Source organism: Bacillus smithii, assembly GCF_001050115.1.
GTDB lineage: Bacteria > Bacillota > Bacilli > Bacillales > DSM-4216 > Bacillus_O > Bacillus_O smithii.
Genome location: NZ_CP012024.1, coordinates 2,723,255 through 2,737,043, shown reverse-complemented (window position 1 = coordinate 2,737,043; position 13,789 = coordinate 2,723,255). Strand labels below are relative to the sequence as shown.

The 13,789-nt window shown below is 41.3% G+C and carries 13 protein-coding genes; 10 read left to right on the top strand and 3 right to left on the bottom strand.

Annotated elements, in window-relative coordinates; genetic code table 11:
• Nucleotides 1-305: 305 nt before the first annotated feature.
• From BSM4216_RS12895 to rodA, 4 genes are all read left to right on the top strand, one after another.
• Nucleotides 306-764, top strand: coding sequence for an Hsp20/alpha crystallin family protein (locus BSM4216_RS12895; RefSeq protein ID WP_048623948.1), 459 nt, complete (start codon nucleotides 306-308; stop codon nucleotides 762-764).
• Nucleotides 765-981: 217 nt separating this feature from the next.
• Entirely contained in the window at nucleotides 982-1,605 is a 624-nt protein-coding gene (locus tag BSM4216_RS12890) for a sterol desaturase family protein (protein ID WP_048623947.1), read from the top strand.
• A gap of 226 nt (nucleotides 1,606-1,831) precedes the next feature.
• On the top strand, nucleotides 1,832-2,458 hold the full coding sequence (locus BSM4216_RS12885) for a nitroreductase family protein (protein ID WP_048623946.1): 627 nt from the start codon (nucleotides 1,832-1,834) through the stop codon (nucleotides 2,456-2,458).
• Between the two features lie 1,384 nt (nucleotides 2,459-3,842).
• Nucleotides 3,843-5,012 (top strand): rod shape-determining protein RodA, encoded by a 1,170-nt coding sequence (rodA, locus tag BSM4216_RS12880; protein WP_048623945.1) that lies wholly within the window; start codon nucleotides 3,843-3,845, stop codon nucleotides 5,010-5,012.
• A gap of 62 nt (nucleotides 5,013-5,074) precedes the next feature.
• On the opposite strand, the gene BSM4216_RS12875 is transcribed toward rodA, so the two are convergent.
• Entirely contained in the window at nucleotides 5,075-6,292 is a 1,218-nt protein-coding gene (locus tag BSM4216_RS12875) for an MFS transporter (RefSeq protein ID WP_048623944.1), read from the bottom strand.
• Nucleotides 6,293-6,425: 133 nt separating this feature from the next.
• Between BSM4216_RS12875 and BSM4216_RS12870 the strand changes: the two genes are divergently transcribed.
• The 4 genes from BSM4216_RS12870 (at nucleotide 6,426) to BSM4216_RS12855 (ending at nucleotide 10,500) form a co-directional block, all read left to right on the top strand.
• Nucleotides 6,426-7,160, top strand: coding sequence for a FadR/GntR family transcriptional regulator (locus BSM4216_RS12870; protein WP_048623943.1), 735 nt, complete (start codon nucleotides 6,426-6,428; stop codon nucleotides 7,158-7,160).
• Between the two features lie 459 nt (nucleotides 7,161-7,619).
• Entirely contained in the window at nucleotides 7,620-8,339 is a 720-nt protein-coding gene (locus BSM4216_RS12865; RefSeq protein WP_003352507.1) for a (Fe-S)-binding protein, read from the top strand.
• A 20-nt stretch (nucleotides 8,340-8,359) separates the two neighbouring features.
• Complete coding sequence (locus BSM4216_RS12860; RefSeq protein WP_048623942.1) at nucleotides 8,360-9,784, top strand: LutB/LldF family L-lactate oxidation iron-sulfur protein; 1,425 nt, start codon at nucleotides 8,360-8,362, stop codon at nucleotides 9,782-9,784.
• Entirely contained in the window at nucleotides 9,781-10,500 is a 720-nt protein-coding gene (locus tag BSM4216_RS12855) for a LutC/YkgG family protein (protein WP_048623941.1), read from the top strand. Before BSM4216_RS12860 ends, BSM4216_RS12855 begins: the two co-directional genes overlap by 4 nt.
• A 78-nt stretch (nucleotides 10,501-10,578) precedes the next feature.
• Here the strand turns inward: BSM4216_RS12855 and BSM4216_RS12850 are convergent, their stop codons facing one another.
• Together BSM4216_RS12850 and BSM4216_RS12845 are read right to left on the bottom strand one after the other, a co-directional pair.
• Nucleotides 10,579-10,923 (bottom strand): spore coat protein, encoded by a 345-nt coding sequence (locus BSM4216_RS12850; RefSeq protein ID WP_147542741.1) that lies wholly within the window; start codon nucleotides 10,921-10,923, stop codon nucleotides 10,579-10,581.
• Between the two features lie 17 nt (nucleotides 10,924-10,940).
• Nucleotides 10,941-11,195, bottom strand: coding sequence for a hypothetical protein (locus BSM4216_RS12845; RefSeq protein ID WP_003352503.1), 255 nt, complete (start codon nucleotides 11,193-11,195; stop codon nucleotides 10,941-10,943).
• Between the two features lie 191 nt (nucleotides 11,196-11,386).
• Here BSM4216_RS12845 and BSM4216_RS12840 point away from each other — a divergent pair, with 191 nt between their 5' ends.
• Nucleotides 11,387-12,304, top strand: a complete 918-nt coding sequence (locus tag BSM4216_RS12840) for a proline dehydrogenase family protein (RefSeq protein ID WP_048623940.1) — start codon at nucleotides 11,387-11,389, stop codon at nucleotides 12,302-12,304.
• Between the two features lie 315 nt (nucleotides 12,305-12,619).
• The gene (locus tag BSM4216_RS12835; RefSeq protein ID WP_048623008.1) at nucleotides 12,620-13,783 is read left to right on the top strand and encodes an IS256 family transposase; all 1,164 of its coding nucleotides are present in this window, start codon (nucleotides 12,620-12,622) and stop codon (nucleotides 13,781-13,783) included.
• Nucleotides 13,784-13,789: the final 6 nt, after the last annotated feature.

Here is a 13,789-nt window from a genome sequence, read left to right as displayed (position 1 = left end):
TTTTTGTGCGTACAGTTTTTGATAACGTCCATTGCTCTTCTGAACTTTTTGTACGAGGGAAAGGCCTCCATACAGTTGGAAAAGCAATTTGAGCATATGTTTCATGAACATGAACATTGGGCGCTTTTTTGAATAAGATAGATCAACGAGCGAAAAGGATTTGGGAAAGGCAGACGGCTGTTTATGGTCATAGTTTGAAAATCAGTAGTGCATTCTTCATGATTTTGTGACGAGGAAAGACGGAAACCGATCATGCAGAAAACGACTAAAAGGCATTATGTTTTTAAGGGGAGATGAGAACGGAGATGGAAAAATGGAAAAAACGGCTGAATTTCGCTCATAAGGTCCAGGATGATTCTTTTTGGAAATCCGTGTTTCATTCCAGAAAACATGGTCGAGAAGATGGATATTCAGATAAAGAAGAGAAAATGAACTATAATCTTTATCAATGGAACGATTTCCTTGTTCTGGAACTGGAACTCCCCGGTCTGGATCAACATGAGTTTCAAATGTGGATGGACCATCAAAATTTACTGATAAAAACAAAAACCGCCTCATGGAAAAAGAAGAAAGAACCTATCTACTTTGTAAAAAAGCGAAGAGTTATTCCCAATGAGCAGCATATTCCACTGCCCGTCCCTGTTTTCACTCAACCAGTGAACATAAGTCAAAAAAATGGGCTATGGTATTTCCGCTTTAAACCGATTCCAAAAGAAGCAAAATCATACAATACTTGGGGAACTGATTCAAAATCAAACAAGTGATGAATGTTTTTCTTCGGAAAAAATACGTCTGGATTTAAGAAAATGAAACGGAATCGTGGCCGCGTTGAAACACCGAATGGAGCGATTCATTTTTTGGTTTCTGAATCGATGGAAGAAAAGAGTCTATAATAGACATCACTCATCAATTGATTGAATATTATATATAGAAAAAAGCAAGTTTTTGACAAAAAAAATAAAGGAGGGGGGACGACCAAATATGTTCAAGTATGTCCGTGAATTTTGGAATACAACGGAAATGATTGGTTTAGGCTTATTCTTATTTCTCGGATTGAGTTTATCGGTCTTTTATATTCGCTGGCCCCTTTTATTTATTTTTTTAATTGGAATCATATTTTTCGGTATTATGGAATATGTTATTCATCGTTTTCTTTTTCATGGGTCTTTGCCGGAAAAAATAAGATTTTTACAACCTGTAAAAGACTGGCATGATCATCATCACCAACATCCGAGCGAGCTAAAAGGCATTTTGCTGCCTGCTTGGCTGACTCTTCCAATGCTTTTGCTTCTGGTTCTCGCCGTTCAATTAATCATGCGGGATATCACATTTTCCATCGCTTTTGTCACGGGCGTTTCGGGAACGCTGCTTTATCATCAATGGAGGCATTTTTCCGCTCATCGTCCCATTGAGCCTTTCACCCCTATCGGCAAGCGGCTGAAAGTCTATCACTTGCAGCATCACACCATTAACAAAAAATATTGGTTTGGCCTAACGAATCCGCTGATGGATTTGCTGTTGGGAACGTACCGCAACCCGAAGAAACAGGCCCAAAAACAATCTTCACGACGAATGAGCCGCAGCCGAGCAACCGTTATAAAATAATTTCTTCGGAAACAAGCTTTCACCATGATCATTTTTCATGGCATCGAAAGGTCTTTTCTGTTCGGAGACGCTATGATTTGAAATAACCAGGGGCTGACTATTTAGTTGGCTCCTTTTTCCTTTTTTAATGATCATAAAATCTCCTTCTTGACGTGATCTATTATGAAAGATAAACTTTTAACAGTGCTTACTTAAAGTAAGTAATTTGATCATGGAGGGAAGAAATATGACAAGTCATTCTACAGATTTATCTACCGTTATAAAAGAACGCCATTCCGTCAGAAAATATGATCCTAATTATAAAATTGCGAAGGAAGAAATTGAAGAAATTTTAAAGGAAGCCACTTTGGCCCCTTCGTCCAGTAATCTTCAACCATGGCGCTTTCTTGTTATTCAAGATCAAGAAACGAAAAAAGAGCTCCGCGCCATCGCCAATAACCAAGAACAAGTAGAAACATGCTCAGCCGTCATTGCGGTTTTAGGCGATACGGAAATGTATAAAAACGCCGAAAAAGTGTATCGAAGCAACTATGAAGCAGGTTATATGGATGAAGAGAGAATGAGACTCATGATCGAAAACATTAACAAACTTTATCCATCTCTGTCTGCGGAAGACCGGAAAAATATAGCTTCATTTGACGCCGGCCTTGTTTCCATGCAAATCATGCTGATTGCGAAGGCTCGTGGCTATGACACGGTTCCGATGGGCGGTTTTAATAAAAAACAATTCGTTGAAAGATTTAACATTTCCGATCGCTTCGTTCCAACGGTGTTAATTGCCTTAGGAAAAGCGGCTGCGCCTGCTTACAAAACAACAAGAATTCCTGTTGAAGATATCGTTCGCTTCTTATAAAAGTCTTCCCCCGACAGAATAACGGGGGAAGACTTTTTATGTGCGCCCGGCATGTACATGAACTATAGGGTGTAAGTCCCGAACCCCGAAGACAGAAGTAGAGGTTAGCCAAGAGCAAGGGTGTCCGTGGTGACGCGGAATCTGAAGGAAGCTGGAGGCAAAACACCGGTCCGAGGAACACGAACCTCATATAAGGCTAGGTATGATTGAGTGAGTTTGCATAACAAAACAAAGCTCTTTCTGTCGAAGGTCATATCGAGTAAATGAGGCGGATAGATGGTGTGAAAGTGCATGTACTTACCCGGGGAGGTCTGGCGGATATGTGAAGTACTCTTCATAACCTACTTAGTGATAAGTAGCTGAACCGTCAGAAGTCAGCAGAGGTCATAGTATTAGTTGGTCTAGAACAACTAAGAAGGACCGAACAATTAAGAGAGAATAGCCCTTGGTATTCAGTGAGTCATGATGAACACAGAAAACGTAGTACCTCACTTGAGGGAGGAAGCGGTGAATCCCGTGGGAGACCTCTTGGAGGGTGGAGTGACCACTGGCATAAAGAGAACAGCTATTCACGGAAGTTATAAAGACTTGCGTCAATTATCTTAATTGAACCGCCGTATACGGAACCGTACGTACGGTGGTGTGAGAGGACGGGAGTTAATCGCTCCCTCCTACTCGATTCCCCATGAAGGGCAGTCAGTTCTCTTCTTCAAGACAAGCAGAACAGCAACTGTTCTTAAGCGAGGGAACACTCCCTAATCGTCTTCTTTGTTCATCCAACGATCAGTAGGCCCAAAGGTCCCACAGGTGGAAATCTCTTTTTATTCCGCTTGAAAGGACATGTCAGTCTCTTTTCTAAACTATGAAAATCGGCGAAACAGTCATGGCTAAGCTTTACACCTTTAGAGAGCGTTTATACCTCAAGCATGGCATCCTCACCATGATTGTCACCTCTGTTTATTTCAAATGAAAGTACAGTCGAAATTTCGGTTTATTTTGGAAAAAGAGCATGATTTATAGGCCATGATCCCATAATTTCATGATCGTTTTTTTCTCAAAAAGAAGTCACTTAGTCATAGTTCAGCAAATTCACGTTATGTGCTATCATAAAAAGCGGGAAATCGGACATGCAACAAACTTGAAATGAAATCAAAAAGAAATGGATGCAATCACCATCCGGATCATGATTTTGTATAAGTTTAAAAATAGCTGAGACATTGTTTTTAAAATGCTTTTTATTACTCATGTTGTCATTATGGAGAGAGACTTTCGTTATTTATCTTCAAAACTGTTGGATTTGAAACATTTTTCTATTGTGAAATTTACTTGAAAAGGTATAATGTTAGAGGTATATTGTAATTTTCTATGGGAAGAGGAGACATGGATGACTTCTCAAAATCAATCGCAAAGCCGTATTGATTATGGTCTTGTATTCATTTTGCTGTTGTTGTTGATCACTAGTTTAGTTGCGATTTACAGTTCGCAGTCAACTGGTCAATATAAAGAAAATTTCGTTGTCAAACAAATCATGTGGTATGGTGTCGGTATTGGCATCATTGCGTTAGTAATCCGCGTCGATGCCGATCAATGGATGAAGCTTTCATGGTTTACTTACGGTTTGGGCATATTGCTGTTGGCATTTTTAATCGTGGCGCCTTCCAGCATTGCTCCCGTCATCAATGGGGCAAAAAGCTGGTATAAAGTACCTGCCATGGGTTCGTTGCAGCCGTCCGAATTTGAAAAAGTGTTTTTGATTCTTGTGTTGTCTAGAATCATGGTTGAGCACCATCAAAAAAATCCCGTAAAAACAATCGAATCGGATTTTTGGCTCTTGATCAAGATGGGGTTGGCTACCTTTCTGCCGCTTTTTCTTGTGATGCAGCAGCCCGATTTGGGAACATCGCTCGTGTTAATTGCGATCCTGCTTGGAATGATTTTTGTCTCAGGAATTACGTGGAAAATCTTAGTTCCTTTATTCGGTTCAGCTGCTGTATTGATCGTTGGTATTTTCTATATGGTGCTGTGGCATCCGAAAATATTGGAAAAATATTTGGGAGTTAAACAGTACCAGTTTGGGCGGATCTATTCTTGGTTGGATCCGTACAGTTATCAAAGTTCGTCCGGATATCATCTAACCCAATCCCTGTTGGCCATCGGCTCAGGACAAACATTGGGAAAGGGTTTCGGCCAGCGGGATATTTATTTGCCTGAAAGCCACACTGATTTTATATTCAGTATTGTCGGCGAAGAATTCGGGTTTCTGGGCGCTAGTGTAGTCATCAGCTTGTTTTTCCTGCTCGTTTACCATTTGACGAAAATAGCGCTTCAAACGAAAAATCCGTTTTATTCTTATATGTGCGCCGGCATTATTTCCATGATTACTTTCCATGTGTTCCAAAACATTGGAATGACTGTCGGGCTTCTTCCAATAACAGGGATCCCTCTTCCGTTTATTAGTTATGGAGGAAGTTCGTTGATGGGAAATATGCTGGCGATGGGGCTGGTTTTTTCTGTGTATTACCATGAAAGACGGTTCATGTTTTCTTCCTATTAGATTATGAAAAAAGGCGTTTTCCAAGGTCTTCGAATCTTGGAAAACGCCTTTTTTTCGTCGTCCTAGTATCCTTTGTGATGAGTCGTGTCCGGTTTTCTTTTTATTTTCAATAACGGAAGAATTTCCGCAATAATGAGCGAGAGGACGAGCAGTGAAGCAATTAATCCGATCACCCCGATCCATCCGAATCGGCTCCAAAATGTGCCGCCCGTTGTACCGACGATGCTTGAGCCAGTATAATAAAACAACAAATATAAAGACGATGCTTGAGCTTTAAAGTTTAGAGCTCTTTGACCAACCCATCCGCTCGCGATCGAATGTCCGCCAAAAAATCCAAATGTAAACAAGGCCACGCCCATGAGCTTAACCGCCAGTATACTGTTGATCGTCACAATTCCCCCGAGAAGCATAATGCCAATGCTTGCGACAAGAGCTTTCGGCTTGCCAAACCGATCGGCCATTCGTCCCATAAATGTAGAACTGAATGTCCCTACCAAGTATATGAAAAAAATAAGTCCGACAATCGTTTGGCTCAAATGGTAAGGTTCACCCATTAACGGATAGTCGATATAGTTATATAATGTAACAAAACTTCCCATTAACAGGAAGCCCAGACTGTAAAGACAAAGCAGTCCGGGGTCTCTTAAACTTTGGCCAAGAGAGGAAAACAGCTTTCTTAAACTGGCTTTTTGAGCATGAAAATGACGGGAATCCGGAAGGGACTTCCAAAACCAAGCACTGACAAGAAGAGACAGGAAGGCGATGGCGCTTAAAGCAACATGCCAAGAAAACCAATCCGTCAGAGCATCTACGACCACGCGGGAAACCATACCGCCGATGGATGTTCCGCTTACGTACATCCCCATTGCAGTGCCTAGGTTTTTAGGGTGGAATTCTTCATTGATGTAGGTCATCGCAATGCTTGGAAATCCCGCTAAGGCAATGCCCATAATCGCTCTTGCCGTTAATAAAAACCAAAAATTTTGACTGAAAGCTGTGACGGCTGCACAAATGGAAGAAAACAGCAAAGAGGCCACCATGATTTTTTTTCTTCCGACTGCATCGGATAAGGCGGAAACGAGAATCATCGAAACAGCCAACAAGCCGGTTGTAAGGGAAAGAGACAGGCTTGCTCGAGCCGGACTTACATCAAATTCTTTTGAAAAAGTGGAGATCAACGGTTGGACGCTATACATCACGGCGAATGTAACAAAACTTCCTAAAAACAGGGAGAGAATCGTTTTTGAATATAATTTGCTCCCCTTTTCGATATATTCCATTGCTTTTACACCCTTTGCATTTGGAACACCAATCTGTTCCAGGTTTCTCTATTATTGTAACTCAAATTTTCCACTTTGATTGGAAAAAGATAATATAATGAAAATAGCAAAGATACAACGGGAGGAAACAATTTTGGAGTTTAAAAAAATAAAGCCGAAAAAAATATATGAAGAAGTGGCGAATGTCCTTCTAGAAATGATCCGCAACGGTGAGTTAAAACCGGGTGATAAATTACAATCGGTTCAGGCATTAGCCGAAAACTTTCAAGTGGGGCGCTCCGCCATTCGCGAGGCGCTTACTTCTCTGCGCGCAATGGGTGTCGTAGAAATGAGGCAGGGAGAGGGCACGTTTGTGAAAGAATTCAATCCGGATGGCATTATGTACCCTCTTTCGCAAGCGTATTTAATGAGTGATGAACAGATTGAGCAATTGCTGGAAATGAGAAAAATTTTGGAAACCGGAATAGTCGCCGCCGCTGCTGTTAAGCGGACAGACAGCGATTTGCGCCAAATTGGCGAGACCTTAGCCGAAATGAAAAAAGCGGTGGGGAATGAGGAATTGGGTGAAAAGGCGGATTTAGACTTTCATATGGCCATTGCTAAAGCTACGCAAAATCATTTGCTTGTTCGATTAATGCACCATGTTTCCGACTTAATGGCAGAAGCGATGAAAGAGACTCGCCGGTTGCTCCTTTATTCTGAGGACGCTACAATGGAGAAATTAAACGAGGAACATGAAAGAATCTATCAGGCTATTGTCGAACGTGATAAGGAAGCCGCACGAAAAGCGATGCTAAAGCATTTAGAAGGTGTAGAGCAAGTCTTGATGGAAGCCTTTGCTGATGAGAAGAAGAAAAACGAAATGTGAAAAGGGCAAGCCTTTTACATATAAAAAATATTGTTATAAGTTTGTGATGATAGGGCATTGACATGGAAGATAAAAGGTAGTATCGGGCTTTGATTAGAAAGCAGCAGCAGGCGGGGAACGAAGGTTTCCTTGCGTCTGGTGAGCGTATATCGGGCTTTGATTAGAAAGCAGCAGCAGGAAATGAACTACCTGTCATCTTCCATGGCGTGCTTGTGGAGTCATCATTATACATATATTTTGGCCATGAAAGCCATAAAAAGCCCCTTTATAAGACAACTCTTATCATTTTTCTTGACCCGACTCAATTTTGATCTTATGGATTGTCCTTGAAAGAATTAAAAAATTTTTTTGAATATTGTACTGATTTTGACATAATTATAGTTATGATATACTATATATCATAAGGTCATCAGATGACCAGTTCTTTAAAGAAGCGATTAGAAAAAGAAGGTGGAACCATTGAAAGTCAGTTTATTTGTTACTTGTCTGGTCGATCTGTTTAAGACGAATGTAGGAAAAGCAACGGTAGAATTGCTGGAACATTTAGGATGTGAAGTTGATTTTCCGGAAAGTCAGATTTGCTGCGGCCAGCCCTCATACAACAGCGGGTATGTTGAAGAAACGAAGGATGCCATGAAACATATGATTAAGACGTTTGAACATTCAGAGTATGTTGTCGCTCCGTCTGGTTCATGCGCTTTTATGTTTAAGGAATATCCTCATATTTTTAAGGACGATCCAATATGGGAGCCAAAGGCAAGAGAATTGGCCGATAAAACATACGAATTGACACAATTTATTGTCGAAGTTCTTGGTGTCGAAGATGTGGGAGCGAAAATGGAAGGAAAAGCCACTTATCATACTTCCTGTCATATGACCCGTCTTTTGGGGGTGAAGGAAGCGCCGATAAAGTTATTGCGTAACGTGAAAGGACTGGAATTTACACCGTTGCCGGGCGCTCATTTGTGCTGCGGATTTGGTGGAACGTTTTCAGTCAAGATGGGACCGATCTCCGAGCAAATGGTCGATGAAAAAGTTTCAAATGTGGAAAGTACGGGTGCGGATTATTTGATCAGCGCTGATTGTGGTTGTTTGATGAATATCGGGGGACGTATGGAACGTCAAGGAAAACCGATTCGAGTCATGCATATTGCGGAAGTCTTAAACCATAGAGGGTAAAAGAAAAGAGGGGAGAAATCTTGTCGATCAAAATTAGAGTGGGAGACTTTAAAGAACGTGTTCATGAGGAACTGAATAATGAGTTTATGCGCGGCGCGGTTCGTGGCGCTCAAGAACGGCTTCGCATAAAACGTCTGGATGAAGCGGAACAACTTGGAAATTGGGAAGAATGGCGTTCTTTAGGAGAGGAAATTCGTCAGCATGTATTAAATCATTTAGATTATTATCTTTATGAATTAAGCGAAAATGTAGCGAAAAGAGGCGGTCATGTCTTTTTTGCCCGAACGTCGGAAGAAGCTTCTCAATACGTAAAAGAAGTGGTTCAAAAGAAAAAGGCTAAAAAAGTGGTGAAATCCAAGTCGATGGTCACGGAAGAAATTAATTTAAATTCATATTTGGAAGAAGCGGGCTGCGAAGTGATAGAGACGGATCTCGGCGAGTACATTTTGCAAGTGGACGAAGATCACCCATCCCATATCGTCGCTCCGGCTCTTCATAAAAATAAAAATCAAATTCGGGAAGTATTCAAAGAAAAGCTTCATTATTCCAATACGGAAAAGCCTGAGGAAATCACCGCTTTTGTAAGAAAACATCTTCGAAACGAGTTTTTAACAGCCGATGTAGGGATTACCGGATGCAATTTTGCGATTGCCGAAACGGGTTCTATTACCCTCGTGACGAATGAAGGAAACGCTGACCTTGTCATGTCTATTCCCAAAACTCATATTGCCGTGATGGGAATGGAACGAATTGTTCCAACTTTCGAGGAAATGGAAGTTCTTGTAAGTCTGCTTTGCCGAAGTGCCGTTGGACATAAGCTAACCAGCTATGTGACGGCCATTACGGGTCCGAGAGAAGAAGGTGAAGCGGATGGACCGGAGGAATTTCATCTTGTCATCGTGGATAATGGTCGATCGGATATTTTAGGAACGGAATTTCAGCCGGTGCTTCAGTGCATTCGCTGCGCTGCTTGTATCAATGTATGTCCGGTGTATCGACATATCGGTGGACATTCTTACGGCTCCATCTATCCCGGACCGATTGGCGCTGTTCTTTCCCCACTATTGGGCGGATATGAGGAATATAAAGAACTTCCCTATGCTTCCTCGCTGTGCGGAGCTTGTACAGAAGCATGCCCCGTGAAAATTCCTTTGCATGAGCTACTTCTGAAACATCGGCAAGTCATTGTGGAAAGAGAAGGGAAAGCGCCTTTTTCGGAAAAAATCATGATGAAAGCCTTCGGGCTGGGAGCTTCCTCTGATATGTTGTATGGTTTGGGATCGAGAGCGGCTCATTCCGCTTTGAAACCGTTCACAAAAAACGCGCGTATTTCCAAGGGGCCCGGACCGTTAAAGGCATGGACGAAAATACGTGAATTTCCGGCTCCTGAGAAAGAACGTTTCCGAGATTGGTTTAAAAATCGGGAAGGTGGGAAGCAATCATGACGGGAATGATTCAAAATCGAACCTCGTTTTTGGAAAATATAGCTGAAAAATTGGGGCGAAACCCGATAACGAAGGGGGTGCATCGTCCGTCTTACAAGCATACGCCACAATATGAAGTGCTGAAAACAGCTACCCGAGATGAGCTTGTTTCGGTTTTGGCCAGTCAATGTTCGAATATCCATGTTCAATTGATGGAAACAACGGCAGATCATCTTGCTGAACAAGTCAAAGCGGCTGTTCGATCATACGGAGGAGGGCCCGTATCCGTTTGGAAAGATGAGCGCTATGCCGAATACGGCCTCACCGACTTGGTGGAAAAAGAATGGCCTCATGAACAGACATTGGTCCATGTTTGGAATGATGATCTGGGAGAAGAAAACATCCGTTTAAGCGAGAAAGCCAATGTGTCGATCGTTTTTAGCGATATCACGCTGGCGGAATCCGGGACGGTCGTATTGTTTACGGGAAAGAACAAAGGACGGTCCATGACATTGCTGCCGAAACACTTTATTGCTTTGATCCCGCAAAGCACCCTTGTTCCAAGAATGACACAGGCCGCTCAAATCATCCGTGAAAAAATCAAAAAAGGTGAAGCCGTTCCTTCTTGCATTCAATTTATTACCGGTCCGAGCAACTCTGCCGATATCGAGTTAAGTACGGTTTATGGAGTCCACGGACCAGTGAAGGCTACGTACATTGTCATCAGCGACCGGTAAAGCATTAGAGCCTGTCCTCTCCTCTCCAAATGGTATTTATTCAGAGGAAGAGATCAGGCTCTTTCTTTAGGCCTCTTTTTATTGAGATGGATTGTTGTACGGAAATTGGCTGGAGTAGCTTTGATGCTGCTGATAAGATTGCTGGATTTTTTGTTGGTCGGCGGCCTCTAATGAATACCAGCCTTTTTGAAACATTTTTAAAAATATATCTCTTTGAGCATTTTGTGTTTCTGTAAGAATGTTTTGCAAATCCCGACGGAGCGGATCAATCGAAATTTCGTTCAATGCAACAGCATACGAAGTAGTCATGTACTTTTCGGTTGCCAGCATATCTTGAATAAAATCGCGATCGTTCATTTGCGGGGTTTCCGGCACCTGTATTTTTGGATTTTGGATTTTTTGCTGTTGATTTTGCATTTCCATCTTGTTTCCCCTTTCCATCATTGCTGCATCCCGTTATTTGGTGATTGCAAATGCGACAAAATAGTTTGATAATGACGCTGATGCATTTGACCGTATGAATCTAAAGCAGATTTGATTTCCGGGTCTTGGCAATTTTGGGCGGCGAAATGAGCCTTTTTCATGGCTAATAAATTCCATGAAAGCATATCATTCACGTAAGAGAGATCTTTTGTCGTCATCACCGGCGGCGAAGACATGAAAGATTGCGGATTATTGGAATATGGTTGCTGCATTTGGTTCCCTCCTTTTTCCCTCTTAGCTTGTCTTTCTCCAGTAAAATTATGCAAATCGGAGCGTTTTTTGAATATATTTTTAAAAACAGGAAATGAAAAGACGAAAGTCTAAAGGCGATCGTGGAACTACACTTTGAAACGTCCGTGTTTTCCTTCGGTAGCTGAAGATTTACGAGAAAAGGGGGAATACGATGGAGAAAATGATGCGAAATTTCTTTTTATTTCTTTCAAGAAATCGCTCATTCACAAAGATTGCCCAAAAATATGGCTTGAAATTCGGTGCATCCCGATTTGTCGCCGGGGAAACACTCCATCAGGCAGTCAAAGTAATTCAAGATTTAAATCAAAAAGGTTTAAGCGTTACAGTCGATTATTTGGGTGAGTTTGTGGAAAATGAAAAAGAAGCAGCAGAAATGGCGAATCAAGCCATTCGTACGATTGAGGCCATAGGGAAAGAATCATTAGATGCCGAGATTTCATTAAAACTGACGTCGTTAGGAAGCGACATCTCTGAACAAACGGTAATGAGCAATATGCGCCGCATTTTGGAGGCGGCAAAAGAACGGTTTGTATTTGTGACCATTGATATGGAAGACTTTTCACGCTGTGAAAACACTCTTTCTGTCTATAAACAGTTAAAAACAGAGTATCCGCAATTGGGGACCGTCATCCAAGCGTATCTATATCGATCCGAAAAAGACATTGACGATCTTGCATCTTTCTCCCCTCATCTTCGACTGGTAAAAGGGGCATACAAAGAACCGGCTTCTGTAGCGTTTCCAAAGAAAACAGATGTGGATGAAAATTATAAAAAACTGGTGAAGAAGCTTTTGTTGAACGGATTTTATACAGCTGTTGCCACTCATGATGATGCTATGATTGACTACACGAAAAAGCTTGTAAAAGAGTACAAGATTTCAAATGAACAATTTGAATTTCAAATGTTGTACGGCATCAGACCGGAAAAGCAGCTTGAATTGGTTGAAGAGGGATATAAAATGCGTGTATATGTACCGTATGGATCGGATTGGTACGGATATTTCATGCGTCGACTGGCGGAACGTCCCGCCAATGTTGGTTTTGTTCTCAAAGGAATGGTCAAAAAATAATGGAAAAACGGGATTGGCTTTGTTCTTTTAGCAGAATCTCGATAACGGCCGCCGTAGTTATTCACGCAATCATTTGCCTTAATGAACAGAGCAAGTGAGTCCTTTCGCAGTATTCAAAATTTATTTTATTTCCGCAGACTATTTTCATTCCTTTTTTTAAAAGTAAAATCGAAAAGAAATGAATAATATGAAACAAATGATCGTCGATGATGTAAATTATTTTGTGTAAGCAAATTTTTCTACTAGAAAAAAAGAAAAAGGCAGGGTATTCTCAGATTTGCGACCAAACAAAACTGAAAGGAGATACCCTACCTTATGAGTAATAGTATACTCAACTCAGATTTCGCAAATCAACTGGAAAATATGATAAAAGATTTTGTTCAAGAAAAGCTTGAATTCATCATGAGAGAAGAAATCAAAAATTTCCTCCAAGTGGAACAGGAACACGTTCAAAACTCAAGAAATGGTTATTATCACCGTACTCTTGATACAAAGTACGGGAAAATAGAAGCTCTTACGGTTCCAAGAGATCGCAACGGGGATTTCCAGACTCAACTGTTTGAGCCTTATCAACGTCAAGACGGCTGGCTGGAACAGGCGATTATTAAAATGTATCAAAGTGGGATGAGCACTCGAGAAATTGGGAAGTTTATCGAAAGAATTCTTGGTTCAACCTACTCTCCTACCACGATTAGTCATATTACAGATGCCGCGTTGGAGGATATTCAAAAATGGCAACAACGTCCATTAAACAAACGGTATTCTGTGTTGTATCTTGATGGGTTTTATATAAAAGTTCGTCGTGATACGTATGCCAAAGAAGTCATTTACGTTGTTCTTGGTGTCAATGAAGAAGGTTATCGTGAAATTCTTGGCTTTTACGTTGGAGGTCAAGAAAGCGCGCATGGCTGGCAAGAGATTCTCCAAGACCTTTATACACGCGGTGCTCATGAAGTCTTACTTGGTGTTTTTGATGGACTCCCAGGTCTTGAAGAAGCCTTTAAAGCCGTCTATCCGAAAGCCGATGTTCAACGATGTGTGGTCCACAAAGTAAGAAATACGTTAAACAAGGTAAGGAAAAAAGACCAATTTGAAGTGGCTGAAGACCTAAAGCTGATCTATCGTTCGATGACAAGAGACGCAGCCATTCAAGCCTTTCATGAGTTTAAAGACAAGTGGTCTAAAAAGTATCCTAGAGAAGTCCAATCTTGGGAACAGGATTTAGATGTCCTCCTAACATTCATGAAATATCCGACCAGTATTCGTAGTGTCATCTACACGACCAATGCGATTGAACGAACGATTAAAGATATACGTAAACGACTCAAAACGATGAACAGCTTAACCAGTATTGAAGCAGCAGAAAAAATCACGTTCTTAACGGTACAGGACTTGAATGAAAAATGGTCCACTAGAAAACTTAAAGGGTTTTCTACGGCATACAAGGCACTTCAAGATATGTTTGAAGAAAGATACTGAAAGACC

What these genes read in the sequence shown, in the direction of transcription:
- BSM4216_RS12845 (WP_003352503.1), bottom strand. Translation starts at nt 11,195, where the DNA reads ATGCAGCAACCATATTCCAATAATCCGCAATCTTTCATGTCTTCGCCG.
- BSM4216_RS12835 (WP_048623008.1), top strand. Translation starts at nt 12,620, where the DNA reads ATGAGTAATAGTATACTCAACTCAGATTTCGCAAATCAACTGGAAAAT.
- BSM4216_RS12840 (WP_048623940.1), top strand. Translation starts at nt 11,387, where the DNA reads ATGGAGAAAATGATGCGAAATTTCTTTTTATTTCTTTCAAGAAATCGC.
- BSM4216_RS12850 (WP_147542741.1), bottom strand. Translation starts at nt 10,923, where the DNA reads ATGGAAATGCAAAATCAACAGCAAAAAATCCAAAATCCAAAAATACAG.
- BSM4216_RS12895 (WP_048623948.1), top strand. Translation starts at nt 306, where the DNA reads ATGGAAAAATGGAAAAAACGGCTGAATTTCGCTCATAAGGTCCAGGAT.
- BSM4216_RS12885 (WP_048623946.1), top strand. Translation starts at nt 1,832, where the DNA reads ATGACAAGTCATTCTACAGATTTATCTACCGTTATAAAAGAACGCCAT.
- BSM4216_RS12890 (WP_048623947.1), top strand. Translation starts at nt 982, where the DNA reads ATGTTCAAGTATGTCCGTGAATTTTGGAATACAACGGAAATGATTGGT.
- BSM4216_RS12875 (WP_048623944.1), bottom strand. Translation starts at nt 6,292, where the DNA reads ATGGAATATATCGAAAAGGGGAGCAAATTATATTCAAAAACGATTCTC.
- BSM4216_RS12855 (WP_048623941.1), top strand. Translation starts at nt 9,781, where the DNA reads ATGACGGGAATGATTCAAAATCGAACCTCGTTTTTGGAAAATATAGCT.
- rodA (WP_048623945.1), top strand. Translation starts at nt 3,843, where the DNA reads ATGACTTCTCAAAATCAATCGCAAAGCCGTATTGATTATGGTCTTGTA.